At 74.5% G+C, this 15,677-nt stretch carries 12 protein-coding genes and 1 pseudogene; 2 read left to right on the forward strand and 11 right to left on the reverse strand.

Annotation, left to right across the window (positions count from 1 at the left end; genetic code table 11):
• From ADK67_RS39025 to ADK67_RS51670, 6 genes and pseudogenes are all read right to left on the reverse strand, one after another.
• Nucleotides 1–2,260: pseudogene (locus ADK67_RS39025) on the reverse strand (hypothetical protein); the annotation flags it as partial.
• Between the two features lie 64 nt (nt 2,261–2,324).
• A complete protein-coding gene (locus ADK67_RS39030; RefSeq protein ID WP_231648573.1) occupies nt 2,325–2,861 on the reverse strand; it encodes a flavoprotein in 537 nt (178 codons plus the stop codon).
• 138 nt (nt 2,862–2,999) lie between these two features.
• A complete protein-coding gene (locus ADK67_RS39035; protein WP_082404472.1) occupies nt 3,000–4,427 on the reverse strand; it encodes an RsmB/NOP family class I SAM-dependent RNA methyltransferase in 1,428 nt (475 codons plus the stop codon).
• Entirely contained in the window at nt 4,424–5,353 is a 930-nt protein-coding gene (gene fmt, locus ADK67_RS39040; RefSeq protein ID WP_053721621.1) for a methionyl-tRNA formyltransferase, read from the reverse strand. The genes ADK67_RS39035 and fmt overlap by 4 nt, the downstream gene beginning before the upstream one ends.
• Nucleotides 5,354–5,540: 187 nt before the next feature.
• Nucleotides 5,541–6,083, reverse strand: a complete 543-nt coding sequence (def, locus tag ADK67_RS39045) for a peptide deformylase (protein WP_053721622.1) — start codon at nt 6,081–6,083, stop codon at nt 5,541–5,543.
• A gap of 45 nt (nt 6,084–6,128) precedes the next feature.
• Nucleotides 6,129–6,284 carry a hypothetical protein gene (locus ADK67_RS51670; protein ID WP_157621373.1) on the reverse strand — a complete coding sequence of 52 codons (156 nt, stop codon included), beginning with the start codon at nt 6,282–6,284 and terminating at the stop codon, nt 6,129–6,131.
• Nucleotides 6,285–6,434: 150 nt separating this feature from the next.
• Here ADK67_RS51670 and ADK67_RS39050 point away from each other — a divergent pair, with 150 nt between their 5' ends.
• Nucleotides 6,435–7,010, forward strand: a complete 576-nt coding sequence (locus ADK67_RS39050; protein ID WP_053721623.1) for an RNA polymerase sigma factor — start codon at nt 6,435–6,437, stop codon at nt 7,008–7,010.
• A complete protein-coding gene (locus tag ADK67_RS39055; protein WP_053721624.1) occupies nt 7,007–7,720 on the forward strand; it encodes a hypothetical protein in 714 nt (237 codons plus the stop codon). The genes ADK67_RS39050 and ADK67_RS39055 overlap by 4 nt, the downstream gene beginning before the upstream one ends.
• Nucleotides 7,721–7,879: 159 nt before the next feature.
• Here the strand turns inward: ADK67_RS39055 and ggt are convergent, their stop codons facing one another.
• The 5 genes from ggt to metK form a co-directional block, all read right to left on the reverse strand.
• Nucleotides 7,880–9,661, reverse strand: a complete 1,782-nt coding sequence (gene ggt / locus ADK67_RS39060) for a gamma-glutamyltransferase (protein WP_053721625.1) — start codon at nt 9,659–9,661, stop codon at nt 7,880–7,882.
• A gap of 65 nt (nt 9,662–9,726) precedes the next feature.
• Entirely contained in the window at nt 9,727–11,712 is a 1,986-nt protein-coding gene (locus ADK67_RS39065) for a primosomal protein N' (protein WP_053721626.1), read from the reverse strand.
• Nucleotides 11,713–11,819: 107 nt separating this feature from the next.
• A complete protein-coding gene (locus ADK67_RS39070; protein ID WP_082404474.1) occupies nt 11,820–13,085 on the reverse strand; it encodes a phospholipase domain-containing protein in 1,266 nt (421 codons plus the stop codon).
• A 28-nt stretch (nt 13,086–13,113) separates the two neighbouring features.
• A complete protein-coding gene (locus tag ADK67_RS39075) occupies nt 13,114–14,439 on the reverse strand; it encodes a hypothetical protein (RefSeq protein WP_053721628.1) in 1,326 nt (441 codons plus the stop codon).
• 34 nt (nt 14,440–14,473) lie between these two features.
• Nucleotides 14,474–15,676 (reverse strand): methionine adenosyltransferase, encoded by a 1,203-nt coding sequence (metK, locus tag ADK67_RS39080; RefSeq protein ID WP_053721629.1) that lies wholly within the window; start codon nt 15,674–15,676, stop codon nt 14,474–14,476.
• Nucleotide 15,677: the final 1 nt, after the last annotated feature.

A 15,677-nucleotide genomic window follows, 5' to 3' on the forward strand; every position in this document is an offset into this window, starting at 1 on the left:
CCCCACGTAACCGAGCCAACTCCCCCTCCGCCCCCATCCGCTCAAAAATCCGCGTCGCCACCGTCGTGTGCTCCGCGGCCCTCCCCACCTCACCGGCCTCGACCAGCACCGCCGCGAGGTCCTCGTTCGCGTTCGCCCGCGCCCACGGGTGCCGATGCCGCTCCGCCACCTCCAACAACCGCGCCGCGTCCCGGTCCACCAACGCCCGCGCGTGCCCGGCGGCCACCGACACCGCCCCGAACCCCGGGTTCTCGGCCGCCAACCGCTCGGCCACCTCCACCACGTCCCCCGCCAACCCGCTGTCACCCGCCGCCGAGGCCTGCCGCACCAACCACGGCGCGGCACCCGGCTCCTCGATCAGCATCCGCCGGGCCCCGTCGACATCCCCCATCCGCTCCCGCGCCAGCTCGGCCGCCCGCCGCGGCCCGCCCTGGGCGTACGCCAGCAGCAGCTCCACCCAGTCGTACTGCCCCGAGTGCAGCACCGCCTCGCCCGCCGCCAGGTCCGCCCGGTACCGGCGCACGTGCTCGGCCGCCGCCGCGGTCTCGCCCTGGTGCAACGCCACCGTCGCCAGCACGGTCGACGCCAGCGGCACCAGGATGCGCAGGCCGCGGTCCCGCGCGGTCGACAGCCCGCGCCGCGCCGCCGCCAGCGCCTGGCCCAGCTTCCCGGCCTGGACCAGCACCCTCGCCCGCGCGATCGTCCGGGCGGTCGGCGCGCCGGCCGTCACGGCCTCGTCGTCGCACACCACCCCGTCCCGCACCAACTTCTCGGCCTGGTCGAACTCGCCCAACGCCGACAACTTCAACGCGTACGACACCGCCGACTGCGACTGCCACCACGCCGTGGGCCGGTCGAGTTCCCAGCGGGTCGACTCACGGCCCCAGTACATGCCCTCGGCGAGCCTCCCGGCGTTCCACTCCAGGCACGAGTGGACCGTCGCCGCCATCACCACGTCCGCGTCCGCCGGCTCCCGGTCCCGCGTGGTCAACACCGACAACGCGTGCGCGCCCGACCGGCTCCCCGTGGCGAAGTACAGCGACAGCAACCGCCCGGCAGCCGCCAGCCGCCGCAACGGCTCGCGCACACCCGGCGTGGTCACCACCTGCTCCATCGCGGACACCGCGTCGGCGGGCCGGCCGTCCGCCAGCAGGATCCCCGCCAGCACGACGTGCAGCTCCGCGGCCGCGCCGGCGGGCACACCGCCGACCAGGCTCTCCCGCGCCAGCGCGATGGCGGAGCCGAGCTTGCCGTTCGCGGCCAACGACCGCACCTCGCTCACCGCGACCGCGCCCTGCTCCTCGCCCAGCGTCTCGGCGGCCGCCGCGGCGCCACCCACCTCGGCCGACCTCGTGCGCAGCACCTCCGCGTCGTGCCGCAGGGCGTGCCGCACCGACCCGGGCATCGAGTCGACCACCGCCCGCCACACCAGGTCGGACCCGAACTCCAGCCGCTCGTCGACGCACACCACCAGCCCGGAGGCCAGCACCTCGTCCACCGCGAGCAGCAACGCGCCCGTGGTCTCGTTCATCATCGCGGCGACGTCCTGGAGCAGGAACGACCTGCCGATCACGGCCGCGACCCGCAGCACCTGGGTGGCCTTGGCCGACATCGCGTCGACCTGACCGCGCACCACGGCCCCGACCCGGCGCGGCAGCCACCCACCACGGGGCCGGGCCACGCCGTCGCGCACTTCGAGCCGGCCTTCCTCCCGCAACCCCTCCACGAGTTCGGCGACCAGCCGGGGGTTGCCGCCCGCGCCCGCCGTGAAGGACGCCAGGTCCGGGTGGGGCGCCGCGTCCACCAGGTCGGTGACCATCCGCTCGACCGCGTCGTCGTCGAGCGGTGCGAGCCGGAGCACCTCTCCGTGCCGGCGCAGCGCGTCCCGCACGTCGGCGAACTCGCCGCACAACCCCACCAACACCGACACCCGCGGACGCCCGCTCCCCGCCGCCACCGACTCCACCAGGTCCAGCAGCGCCGCCGGGTCCTCGTGCGCCTGGTCGATCACGACCAGCAACCGCCGATGATCATTTTTCACCCGTTCGAGGGCTGTCGCCACATCGGCCGACGCCGCCAACCCGCCGCCCGGAACGGGCACGACGGCGTAACCCCGCTCGCGGGCGGCGGCGACCGCCTCACGCAGCAGGGACGTCTTTCCGGAGCACGGCGGGCCGTCGATGGCCAGCAGGCCACCAGGCGCGGACAGGAAGCGGAGAACCGAAGCCCATTCACGATCCCGGCCGTACAATTTCGACACAATCCAGACTGCTACGCGTCTCGACTGGCTGTCAATTCAGCCACTTCCGCCGTTACCGACGTTTTCACCTAATGCGACGAACGCCGGCCACCCGATCCAGTTCACGCACCACCGACTCGGGATCGGTCGCGAGCACCACTCCGGCGGCACGCAGCACGGCCAGGTGCCCCTCGAACGCGGGGTGCGCCGCCTGGTCCTCGGACACCTGCGGCAGCACGACCATGGGCGTGCGGCGGCCCAACGCCTCGCACAGCACCGTGAGCGCCTGGTTGTCGGCGATCCCCAGCGCGAGCTTGGCCAGCGAGTTCGCGGTCGCCGGCGCGAACGCGAACGCGTCCGGCACCGGGTGCGGCTTGGGCTCGGACGGCAACCGGGACGTCCACCGCACCGGCAGGTCGGTCACCGCACCGAGCGCGCCCAGCTCCGGCTCCAGCCACCGGGCCACGGCGGGGGTGAACGTGATGGCCAACCGCCACCCCCGCGCCGCCAGGGGCCGAGCGAGCCCGTCGACGAACCACCGCTCGACCCCACCGGCCGCTGACGCGACCACCCCGAGCACCGCCGCACCGCTCAATGCGCCGCTCACCGGACCGCCGCCCACCGGACCACCATTCACCGAATCCCGCTCACCGAATCACCCCACCGCTCAGCGGCACCACCTGGCGGCGACCACCGCTCAGCCGCACCACTCAGCGAAACCACCGCTCAGCGGATCAACCCGCCTAACCAAGACCACCACTCACACCGGCCGCCGCAGCATCGCGCAGAACATCGCGTCCGTCCCGTGCTTGTGCGGCCACAACTGCACCTGCGGCCCGTCGCCCAGGTCCGGCACGTCCGGGAAGAACTCCCGCGCGTCCAACCACTCCGCCTCGGTCCGGCGCGCCACGTCGGCCACCACGCCCACCGTCTCCGACAAGTGCGGCGTGCACACCACGTACGCCACCACACCGCCCGGCCTGACCAGCGACAACGCCGCCGTCAACAGCTCGCGCTGCAACCGCGCCAACGGCGCGACGTCCGACGGCTGCCGCCGCCACCGCGCCTCGGGCCGCCGCCGCAACGCGCCCAACCCCGTGCACGGCGCGTCCACCAGCACCCGATCGAACCCGCCCTCCTCCAGCCCGGACTCCCGACCGTCGGCCACGTGCACCGTGATCGGCAGGTCGCCGGCCGCCTTCCGGATCAGGTCCGCCCGGTGCGGCGCCTTCTCGACCGCGTCCATCGACGCGCCCGACATCCGGGCCAGCGACCCCAGCAGCACGGCCTTCCCGCCCGGCCCCGCGCACAGGTCCAGCCACCGCTCGTCACGGCCCTCGACCGGCACCCGCGTCAACGCCACCGCGCACAGCTGGCTGCCCTCGTCCTGCACCGCCGCCAACCGCTCGCGCACCGCGTCCAGATCGCCCGGGTCACCGGAACCCGCGTCCAGGTGCACCCCGTACGGCGAGTACGGCGCGACCTCGCCGCCGGTCATCGCGGCCAGTTCCTCCGCGCTGCACTCGCCGGGCCTGGCCGCCAGGTGCACCGCCGGCCGCATGTCGTCGGCGGCCAACGCCTCCCGCAACGGCTCGCCGCGGCTGCCGAGCGCCTCCGCGAACGCTTGCGCGATCCACCGGGGGTGCGCGTTGGCCATGGCCACGTACCCGATCGGGTCGGTGTCCTCGTCGGGCGCGACCTCCTCGACCCAGGCGGCCTCGTCCTGCCCGGTCACCCGCCGCAGCACCGCGTTCGCGAACCCGGCCGCGCCCGAGCCGCGGTCGGCGCGCACCAGGTCCACCGTCGAGGCGACCGCCGCGTGCGCCGGGATGCGCGTGCGCAGCAGCTGGTAGACGCCCAGCCGCAACGCGTCGAGCACCGCACCGTCCACTTCGGACAACGGTCGGTCGGTGCACGCCGCCAGCACCGCGTCCAGCAGTCCCTGCGCGCGCAGCGACCCGTAGGTCAGCTCGGTCGCCAGGGCGGCGTCACGCCCGGTGATCTTCCGTTCCCGCAGGATGCCCGGGAGCACCAGGTTCGCGTAGGCGTCACGCTGCCGGACGGCGCGCAACGTGTCCAACGCGGCCTGCCGCGCCGGGTCCTCCACCGGTGGCCGGGCCGGACCGCTGCGCCCACGTGGTGGGTGCGCCCGCTGCGGGCGGGATGGACGCGAAGACCTCTGGGTCATGAAATCCGTTCCCCCGCCTCGATCCGGGCGCCGCGCGCCCAGTCGGTCGCCGACATCCGCTTCTTGCCTTGCGCCTGCACGTCGCCCAGCGCCACCGGGTCGGTGGCCGTGCCGACGAGCACGCGCTTGCGCTCCACCCGCAGCTCACCGGGCGCGAGCGGTTCCGCCGCCTCGACCGGGAGCACCGGGCCGAGCTTGAGCCGTTCACCGCGGAATTCCGCCCACGCGCCGGGGTCCGGCGTCACCGCGCGGGCCACCCGGTCGATCGCGGCGGCGGGCGTGCCGAAGTCGAGCCGCGCGTCGTCCACGGACACCTTCGGCGCGTAGCTCACGCCCTCCTCGGGCTGCGCCACCGGCCGCAGCGTGCCGTCCGCGATGCCGTCCACAGTGGACAGCAGCAGCCGCGCGCCCGACTCGGCGAGCCTGCCGAGCAGGTCACCGGCCGTGTCCCGGTCGCGGACCCGCTCGGTCACCACGCCGAACACCGGGCCGGCGTCCAGCTCCTTGACGATGCGGAACGTGGTCGCGCCGGTGATGTCGTCGCCGTGCCGCACGGACGCCTGCACGGGCGCCGCGCCACGCCAGGCGGGCAGCACGGAGAAGTGCAGGTTCACCCAACCGTGGCGAGGGATCGCGAGGGCCGACTCGGGCAGCAGCGCGCCGTAGGCCACCACCGGGCACAGGTCCGGCTCCAGCTCCTTCAACCGCGCCTGGAACACCGGGTCGCCCGCCTTGGCCGGCGCCAGCACCTCGATGCCGCGTTCGTCGGCCAGCGCCGCGACCGGGGAGCGCTCCACCCGGCGACCGCGACCGGCCGGCGCGTCGGGCCGGGTCACCACGGCCACCACCTCGTGCCGGTCGGACTCCAGCAGCGCCCGCAACGACGGCAGCGCGACCTCGGGCGTGCCCGCGAAGACCAGCCGCATGTCAGACCCCTCCGCAACGCACGTCGGGACTCGGACGGCACAGCATGGTTCCCTGGACGAACACGCACTCTCCTCGCATCTTCTGCGACACCGCAGACGGCAAGTCTAGAAGAGCGCCCCGGACCCAGCTCGCCCGCGCGGTCGCACCAAGAGGCGACCGCGCCCGCCGTGCGCGCTGAAGCGGCGATCAAACCCCAAACAACGGGTGGGGCGACTGCTTGATCGTCGGCACGCCGCCGTCGAACCACGACTGCTGCCGGATCGCCCGCATGGCCTCCTTGCGGGTCTGGTCGTCCAGCCGGTCGAGGAACAGCACGCCGTCCAGGTGGTCGGTCTCGTGCTGGATGCAGCGGGCCAGCAGGTCCGTGCCCTCGACCTCGATCGGCTCGCCGTGCATGTTCCAGCCCTTGGCCACGACGTGGCGGTGCCGGCGGCAGTCCCACGACATGCCGGGGATCGACAGGCAGCCCTCCGGGCCGTCCTGCTCCTCCTCGCCGACCACCTCGAACGTCGGGTTGACCAGGTGTCCGGCGAAACCGTCGCAGTGGTAGGTGAACACCCGCAGGCCGACGCCCAGCTGCGGCGCGGCCAACCCGGCGCCGCCCGCCTCGCTCATCGTGTCCCACAGGTCCTTGACCAGCTTGCGCAGCTCCGCGTCGAAGTCGGTGACCTCGACGGCGGGCGTCCGCAGCACCGGGTCGCCGAACAGCCGGATCGGTTGGACGGTCACGCGCACTCCTCGAAGCCTGGGAGGTTCCAGTCTACGAAAGCCCGCTCAGTGCTCCAGGTCACGGCCGAGGAACGTGACGCCGACCAGCGCGGCCAGGAAGTGCCCGACGAACCGGGCCGCCGTCGTGACCACCGGCTTCACCGCGTTGGTGGTCAGGTGGGTGACCGCGCTCGGCGTGGCTGTCATGGTCATCGTGGTCATGTCGGCTCCTCAGCTCCTCGCGTGCTCCTCGCGTGCTTCCACCGTGCGCCCCGGCGACGTCGGCGCGCGTCCGCTCGGAGTAGCGGGTGGGCCTCATCCCGGGGAATGAGGTCGGCTACACGCCGGGGGTAGCTGCGGCTACCTACCGGCATGACTGCTGCGACATCGGGCCGGCAGGGGGCAGCACGGGGGCCAGACACCGACGCGGAGCTGTGGGCGCGCGGCGACCAGGCGGCGTTCGGCGCGCTGTTCGACCGGCACGCCGAGGCGGTGTGGAACCACGCCCACCGGCTGACGGCGTCGTGGTCGCTCGCCGAGGACCTGACCTCCGCCACCTTCCTGGCCGCGTGGCGGCGCCGGTCCGACATCACGCTGGTCCGCGACAGCGCCCTGCCCTGGCTGTACACCGTGGCGGGCAACCTGGCGCGCACCGGGTTCCGCCGTCTCGGCCGGTTCCGGCGGGCGTTGCTGCGGGCGCGCCGCCAGGAGGTGGTGCCCGACCACGCCGAGCGGGTCATCGCCTCCGTGGACGACGACCGCGCGTTACGCCGGGTGCTGGAGGTGGTGGCGTCCTTGCCCAAGGCCGAACGGGAGGCCGTGGAGCTGGTCCTGCTGGGCGAGCTGTCCACGGCCGAGGCCGCCGAGGTGCTCGGGGTCGCCGAGGTGAGCGTGCGGTCGCGGATCTCGCGGGCCCGTGCCCGACTGCGTGCGGTGGAGGAGCGATGAGCCAGCCGGAGATGATGTTGCCGGACCTGCCGCCACGGCGTTCCCTGCCGCCTGACGTGCGGAAACGGTTGCGCCGCCGGGTCCTGGGCCGCCGGCTTCCGGCCGGCCGGGTCCCGAGCGGCGGCGTCCCGAGCGGTGGGGCCGCACGTGCGCCGCTGGCCGCCGCGGCAGCCGTCGTGGTCCTCGCCGCGGGTGGCACGATCGTCGCCCAGTCCACCCAGGGCGACCCGGACGCCGTCACGCCGCCGTCGACCGCGCAGTCGACCGCGGTGTCGTCGTCCCCCGGCGATTCGCCCGTCACCAGTCTCACGCCCGGCGCGACCGGTGGCGAAGCGGAGCGCTGCGGGTTCGGCGGCGGCGACGTGCGGTTCACCCTGGGCCTGGCCGGCCGCCGGATCCTCGTGACGCGGAACGGCCGGTTCTGCGAATTCACGCACACGACCGTGGCGCACGACAGGCCGCAACGCCGGTCTCCGGGGCTGGACGCCGCGCACGTGGTGCTGGCCGGCACGGTCGACGCGGCGCGGGTGGGTGGCGTCGAGATCACCGACAGGCAGGGCCGGACGGTGTCGGCGGTCCTGCGGGACGGCACGTTCGCCGCCCGCCTGCCCGACCAGCCGCCGCTCACCTCGAACACCGTCGCCGAGGGCTTCCGGGTCCGCGTGCTCGACCACGACAACCAGCCGATCGAGACCGTCACGCTCGACTGAACCGCGGATGGCCCACCCGTCCAACCGACCGGGTGGGCCACACACGTCACCTCACGGGCCACGCCACGTCACAGCGCCGACCTCACCACGTGACCGCGCAGGCCACGCCGCGTCACAGCGCGGGACCTCACCGCGTGACCACGCAGGCCAGGCACCACGTCACCCCGTGGGCCACACCGCCCGAGCCGCGCCACCGCCACGCCGGGACGTCTCCGCCGCCGCGCGCCACCGCCCGTCGGGCAGGCGTTCGACCGCCGTGACCGCGCCGATCTCGCTGGTCGACGTGAACCGGTGCCCCAACGCGCGCAGCGGCTCGGCCTCCGCGCCCGCCAGGAACGCGGTCTCGGCCTGGGTGGTGGCGGCGTTGCGCTGGGACGCCCGCGGCGCGGCGATGGCCTCCACCAGCGGCGTGCCGCGGTCCAGCCGGCTGGTCAGCACCTGCAGGACGGTGGTGATGATGCTCGCGCCGCCCGGCGACCCCAGCGCCAGCACCGGCTTGCCGTGCTCCAGCACGATCGTCGGCGTCATGGACGAACGGGGGCGCTTGCCGGGGCCGGGCAGGTTCGGGTCCGGCACGCCCGGCGTCACCGGCGTGAACGAGAAGTCGGTCAGCTCGTTGTTGAGCAGGAACCCGCGACCGGGCACCACGATGCCGCTGCCGCCCTCCTGCTCGATGGTCAGCGTGTAGGCGACCACGTTGCCCCAGCGGTCGGCGACCGTCAGGTGCGTGGTGTCCGTGCCCTCGTACGGCGTGGCGACCGGCTCGCCGCTGGTCGCGCACGGCGTCGGGTTGCGCGGATCGCCCGGGGCGACCGGGCCGGTCATGGCCGCCGTCGGCGAGATCAGGCACGCCCGGCTGTCCGCGAACCGCTGCGACAGCAGCTCCCGGGTCGGCACGTCGCTGAACGCCGGGTCGCCGACCCAGCGGTTGCGGTCGGCGAACGACAGCCTGCTCGCCTCCAGGAACCGGTGCAGGTACTGGACCGGGTCCGCCGCGGCCAGGTCGGTGGTCTCCAGGATGTTCAACGCCTCGCCGGCGGTCGTGCCGCCGGACGACGGCGGCGCCATGCCGATCACGTCGTAGCCGCGGTAGCGGACGCGGGTCGGCTCGCGCAGCGGCGCCTCGTACCGGGCGAGGTCCGCCGCCGTCATGTCGCCGGGCCTGACCTTGCGGGTGGTGCCCGCCACCACGGGCGGCTGCCGGACCGCCGTCACCAGGTCGCGCCCGACCTCGCCGCGGTAGAACGCCGACACGCCGTCCTCCCGCAGCTCGCGGTAGGTGTCGGCGAGGTCGGGGTTGCGGAACGTGCTGCCGACCGCCGGCGCGGCGCCGCCCGGCAGGTACAGCGCGCTGGTGGAGGTGAAGTCGGCGAACCGGGCGGCGTTGCCGGTGACCTGGCGGTGGAACGTGGCGTCGACGGTGAACCCGCGCCGGGCCAGCTCCTCCGCGGGCCGCACGGTCTGGTCGAGCGACCAGGTGCCCCACTGCCGCAGCGCCTGCTGCCAGGTGCGCGGCGTGCCCGGGACGCCCACCGACAACCCGCTGGTCACGGCCTCGGCGAACGGGATCGCGGCGCCGTCCTCGACGAACAGGTCCGCGTCGGCGGAGGACGGCGCGGTCTCCCGGCCGTCCACTGTGGACACACGGTGCGTGCGGGCGTCGTAGTGCACGAAGAACCCGCCACCGCCGATACCGGCCGAGAACGGGTCGGTGACGCCCAGCGCGGCGGCCACGGCGACCGCGGCGTCGGCGGCGTTGCCACCGCGGCGCAGGACGTCGACGCCGATCTGCGAGGCGTCGGGGTCGACACTGGACACCACGCCGCCGAAGCCGACCGCTTCGGGCACGCGTGGTGGATCGGCGACGGCGGAGGCGGCGGCGGGCAGGAGAGGTACGACGAGGAGTGATGCGAGGACGCTGGCGACAGTCGACCGGAGCATCGTTCCCTTCTACTCCACCCCGGCGGAAAGCAGTACCACCCGGAAGTCGCCGTGTCGGGTGGGTGTCAGAGGACTTCGAGCGGGTCGAGCTTCACCCGCACCACGTCGGGCTCCTTCCGGGCGCTGCGCACGGCCAGCACCTCGGCCAGCAGGGTTGCCAGCGCGCGGCCCTCCGTCCTGGACACCCGGACGAGCGCGCGTTCCTTGTCCTCCGACAGCGGCACGGGGCCCAGCACCTCCCCCGTCGGCGGCAGGCGCAGTTCCTCCAGGACGCCGGCCAGCGCGTCCGGCGCGCCGTCCACGGTCGCCATCCGCACGGCGGGCGGGAAACCCAGCTCGGCCCGCGCCGCCAACTCCTGCCGCGCGTGCCACACCGGGTCCCACCGGACCAGGGCCTGCACCGGCGCCAGCGACGAGTCCGCGACCACGACCACCCGCCCGGCCTCATGGACCAGGGCCGCCGCCGTCATCCACCGGCGCAGCGTCTCCTCCGCCGCGCGCAGGTCGGCCCGGCCGAGCAGCGCCCAGCCGTCCAGCAGCAGGGCCGCGCCGTAGCCGCCCTCGGCGAGCGGCTCCGCGCCCGGCGTGGCCACCACCAGGGACCGGCCGCCCGGCACGTCGGCCAGCACCTCGTCACCGCCCGACGTGCGGACCGGCACGCCGCTGAACGCGCGCCCCAACTCCTCGGCCGTGCGGCGGGCGCCGATGACCTGGCCGCGCAGCCTGCGCGAACCGCAGTTCGGGCAGCGGTACGCCGCCTCCGTCGCGCCGCACCACCGGCAGTAGGCGGGCCTCGGCACGCCGTCCTGGGTGCCGCCCGGCAGCGCCAACGGGCCCGCGCACCGGCGGCACCGGGCGGGCGACCGGCACTGGCCGCAGGCCAGCGCGGGCACGTACCCGCGCCGGGGCACCTGGATGAGCACCGGGGTGTCCGCGGCCAGCGCGGCCCGCGCCGCGTCGAAGGCGATCGACGGCAGCCTGGCCGACCTGGCCGCCGCGTCCTTCACCTCCTGCCACTCGCTCTCGCCCACCGCCGCCACGCGCGGCGCCACGGCCCGCAGCGTGTCGCGGGCCGCGACCACCTCGTGCGCCCAGCCGCTGTCCACCAGCAGTTGCGCCTCGGCGGTCCGGGCGAAGCCGCCGACCAGCAGCGACGCCCCGGTCAGGTGCGAGCGCTGCACCAGCACGTCGCGCACGTTCGGGTAGGGCATCCGCGGCTCGGCGTGCAGGTCGTCGCCGTCGTCCCAGACGGCCACCAGCCCGAGGTCGCGCACGGGCGCGAAGGCCGCGCCCCGCGTGCCGAGCACCACCCGCACCGCGCCCCGCCGCACGGCCAGCCACCGCTTGTACCGCTCGGACGGCCCGAGGTCGGCCGACAGCGTCACCACGCCCGCCTCGCCGACCAGCGCCGCGCACGCCCGCTGGAGCCGGGCCAGGTCGCGGTGGTCCGGCACGACCACCAGCGCGCCCTTGCCCGTGCTCGCCACCGACGCCGCCGCCTCGGCCAGCCTCGCGGGCCAGTCCTCGGCGGGCAGCGCCTGCCACACCGCCCGCGCGGCCCGGCCGGACCGCAGCGCGTCCAGCAGGTTCGGCCCGAACGGGTAGCGCGCCCACCCCTCGTCCGACGGCGCCTCGGGCACCGGCGCGGGCTCGTCGGACGGCTTGGCCTCCGCCCGCGCGTGCCGGGGCGGTATCGCCATCCGCAGCACGTCGATCAACGACCCGGCGTACCGGTCCGCGATCGCCCGGGCCAGCTCCGCCACCTCCGGCGACAGCACCGGCTCCGGCGAGATCACCCGGTCCAGGAACGTCAGCTGCCGCCCGTACTCCGACGACTCCGCCCGCTCCAGCAGGTAGCCGTCCACCAGCTGGCCGGCGAACCGCACCCGCACCCGGCAGCCGGGCACGGCGTCCGCGTCCTGCTCGGTCGACACCTGGTAGTCGAACGGCCGGTCGAGGTGCGCCAACGGCACGTCCACGCACACCCGGGCGACCGGCAGCGAGGCGGCGGGAACCCGCTCGCCGCGCCTGGTAGTCGCCTTGCCCGCCACGGGTGGAGGTCTACCAGAGACCGGGGTGGGCGCCCGCAACCCGGGGCCGGACCGCGAACCGTTCCGTCATGACTCCAGTATCGAACAAACGTTCGAGACAGGCAAGATCACGAGCGGGTGATCGTCGGCGACACGCTCTCCCGCCCGTTCTCCAGGTGCCCCGCCAGCCTGCGGTGGAACCCGCCGTCCGAGGTGATCGTCACGTCGTACCAGCCGTGCCGGAACGCGGTCAGCCACGGCACCAGCCGCCGCCTCCCCGGCCGCACCGCCACCTTGAAGTCGCGGCCGTCGCCCACCACGGCGAACGTCACGTCGGACGTCCCCGAGTTCGCCAACGTCATCGACAGCACGCGGCTGTGCCCGTGGGTCGACGACTCCACCGCCACCGACTCGCCCCGCGCCCCCGCGAACTCGCGCCGGAACCCGTTCGGCCCGACCACGGTGAACCGGTACCGCCCGTCGAACGGCACCGTGACGTCCACCGAAGACCGCACGTCGAAGTGCGCCGGGGCCTCGAACTCCCCCGCGTGCGGGAACAGCGCCAGGTGCACGCTCTCGTCACCCGAGTTCCGCAGCGCCAGCCGCACCTCGCCGCCGACCACCACCCCGGACGCGTCGGGCTGGTAGGGCAGCGGACGGGCCGGCCGCACCGGACCCGGCCGGGGCACGACCGGCCGCCGTGCCCGCCGGGTGAAGTCGAACGCCGAGGTCAGGTCGCCGCACACGGTCCGCCGCCACGCGCTGATGCCCGGCGCCGACACGCCCAGCCACCGCTCCAGGAATCGGGCGATGGACGAGTCGTCGAACACCTGCGAGTCCACGTACCCGCCGACCGTCCACGGTGACACCACCACCATCGGCACGCGCGGGCCCAACGGCGGCTCGTCCACACCGCGCGGCGGGCACGGTGGCGGCACGTCGTCGGAGTGCCCGCCGTCCGCCTCGCCGGTGATGAACAACGCGGTCGAGTCCCACACCTCCGGCGCCGACGCCACCGCGTCCAGCACCTGGTAGGCGGGGTGGCCGGAGCCCACGAGGTACGACACCCTCGGCAGCCGGCCCGCCACCGCGGCGGCCCGGAACTCGTCGCACTCCCGGTAGGCGCGCCACGACAGGCCCGCGTCCCGCAGGCGCTCGGCGTAGCCCGCCCACTCGTACCCGCCGTGCCCGCGCGCCGGGCCGTGGTAGGCGTCGCACGCGGTGAACGTGTCCGCCGGCTCGTGGTGCGCCGTCGTGGCGACGTGGTCGGACGACCGGTCCTCCCCCATGAGCAGCACGACGTGCTCGATGGCGGACAACCCGCCCGGCCGCGGCTCACGGGCCAGCGCCTCGCGCACCGACGGCGGCAGCGGCGTGCGACCTGTAACCGACATGGCTGCTGTCTAACGCCCGCCGGTGAACTCAGGAGGTCTTGCGGACCAAGCCCGTGAAACCCGCGACGAACAAGGTGGCGAAAGCCCACGCCAGCACCTGCAACACCCACGTCGAGATCACCACGGCCCGGCCGAGACCGCTGGTGGTCGCCACCTGGCAGCGCACGCCGTCCGGCTTCGCCAGCGGCATCACGGTGTTCAGCGCGTGCCCGACCTGGTCGACCGACGAGCACGACCGCACCAGCCCCGCCGGTCCGGCGACCCCGGCGACCAGCACCGCGCCGACCGCCAGCGTGCCGAGCAGCCACAACAGTGCGACGGCGGGCCGGTAGCCGTACCCGACCGTCGCGCCGGTGATCCGGTGCCACGTCCGGCCCCACCCGCTCAGCCGGCCCCGGCGCAGCAGGTCGCGCTGCTGGGCGACCCTGATCCGCCGCACGTCGCGCTCGTTGCCCGCCGCCTGGTGCGCCGACGCGAGCTGGGCGTAGGGCTGGCTGGCGTACACCGGCGTCCGCGTGGCCAGCAGGTCAAGCCACTCGTCCGCGGTCGCGTCACGGGGCACGCCCGCGTAGGTCAGGCCGTCCAGCTCGACCCGGCCGTCCACGCAGTCCGGCGGCAGCAGCACCTCCATGCCGACCTTGACCTGCTTCACGTCCAGCGCCACGGCGCCGGCGCACTCCCCGCCGCGCAGCACCAGTTGGCCGCCGATGCGTGCGCCGCGGATGCGCACGGCCGCGTACCGGTCGGACCCGGTGGACGCGCGGAAACCACCGCCGAGGTGCACCGTGTCGTCCACCTGCAGGTCCACGCCGAGCAGCGCCGAGTCACCCGGTGACCGCAGGTGCGCGCCGCCGCAGTGGAGGTTGCCGCCCAGCCGCGCGCCGTCCAGCCGGATCGTGCCGACCGCCTGGACCTCGGACAGGTAGAGGTGGCTGCCGGTGCGCAGCTTGACGCCGTGCACCGCGTACTCGCGTTCGGACTTCAGGTGCGACCGGGACAGGCTGACGTGGCCGCCGATCGACGCCTCGCCCAGGTCGAGCGCCCAGTCGGCGGCGCCGCCGTCCAGCCGGGCGCGTTGCAGCAGCAGGTAGTGGTCCAGCTTCAGCCACGGCGCGGACACGGCGGGCGCGACGAGGCCGCTCAGGTCGAGCGACGTCAACCGCGCCCGGTCCAGCAGCACGGGCTCGTCGGTCGTGCAGTCCACCAGCGCGACCGGCCGCGACACCACGACGTCCGACAGGTCCAACTGCCCGGTGATGCGCGCGCCGCTGATCCGCAGGCCCCGCTGATCGAGTTCGTCGGTCAGCAGGTCGCGGATCAGCGACGCGGGCAGCGCTTCACCGTCGAGGTCCACGGCCTCGCCGCGGACCAGACGTCGGGTTGAGCCGTCACGCACCCGCGGCGGCGCGGAGGGCGTCGGCGCGGTCCGTGTTCTCCCACGGCAGGTCGACGTCGGTGCGGCCGAAGTGGCCGTACGCGGCGGTCGGGGCGTAGATCGGGCGCAGCAGGTCCAAGTCGCGGATGATCGCGGCCGGGCGGAGGTCGAAGACCTCGCCGATCGCCTGCTGGATCTTGGTCGGGTCGACCGTCTCGGTGCCGAAGGTCTCCACGAACAGACCCACCGGAGCGGCCTTGCCGATGGCGTACGCCACCTGGACCTCGATGCGCGTGGCCAGGCCGGCCGCCACCGCGTTCTTCGCCACCCAGCGCATCGCGTACGCCGCGGACCGGTCCACCTTCGACGGGTCCTTGCCGGAGAACGCGCCGCCGCCGTGGCGGGCCATGCCGCCGTACGTGTCGACGATGATCTTGCGACCGGTCAGGCCGGCGTCACCCATCGGGCCGCCGATGACGAACCGGCCGGTCGGGTTGACCAGCAGCCGGACATCGGTGGTGTCCAGGCCGAGCGCCTCGACCTCGGGGGCCACGACGTGCTGCCGGATGTCGACGCCGAGCAGCTTCTCCAGGTCGATGCCGTCCGCGTGCTGCGTGGACACCACGACGGTGTCCAACCGGACCGGCTGGTCGCCCGCGTACTCGATGGTGACCTGGGTCTTGCCGTCGGGACGCAGGTACGGCACCGTGCCGTCCTTGCGGACCGCGGTCAGCCGGCGCGACAGCCGGTGCGCCAGCGCGATCGGCAGCGGCATCAGCTCGGGGGTGTCGGTGCAGGCGTAGCCGAACATGAGGCCCTGGTCGCCCGCGCCCTGCTTGGCGATCTCGTCCTCGGTGCCCTCGACCCGCTTCTCGAACGCGGTGTCCACGCCCTGCGCGATGTCGGGCGACTGCGAGCCGATGGCCACGTTCACGCCGCACGAGTAGCCGTCGAAGCCCTTGGCCGACGAGTCGTAGCCGATCTCGACGATCTTGTCCCGCACGATCGACGGGATGTCGGCGTAGGCCTCGGTCGTGACCTCGCCCGCCACGTGCACCTGGCCGGTGGTGACCATCGTCTCCACGGCGACGCGCGAACGCGGGTCCTTCGCCAGCAGCGCGTCGAGGATCGAGTCGCTGATGGCGTCGCAGATCTTGTCCGGGTGCCCTTCGGTCACCGACTCACTGGTGAACAGCCTGCTGCTGTGCTGGCTCACG

The sequence above is a fragment of the Saccharothrix sp. NRRL B-16348 genome, assembly GCF_001280085.1.
In the GTDB taxonomy this organism is placed as follows: Bacteria; Actinomycetota; Actinomycetes; order Mycobacteriales; family Pseudonocardiaceae; genus Actinosynnema.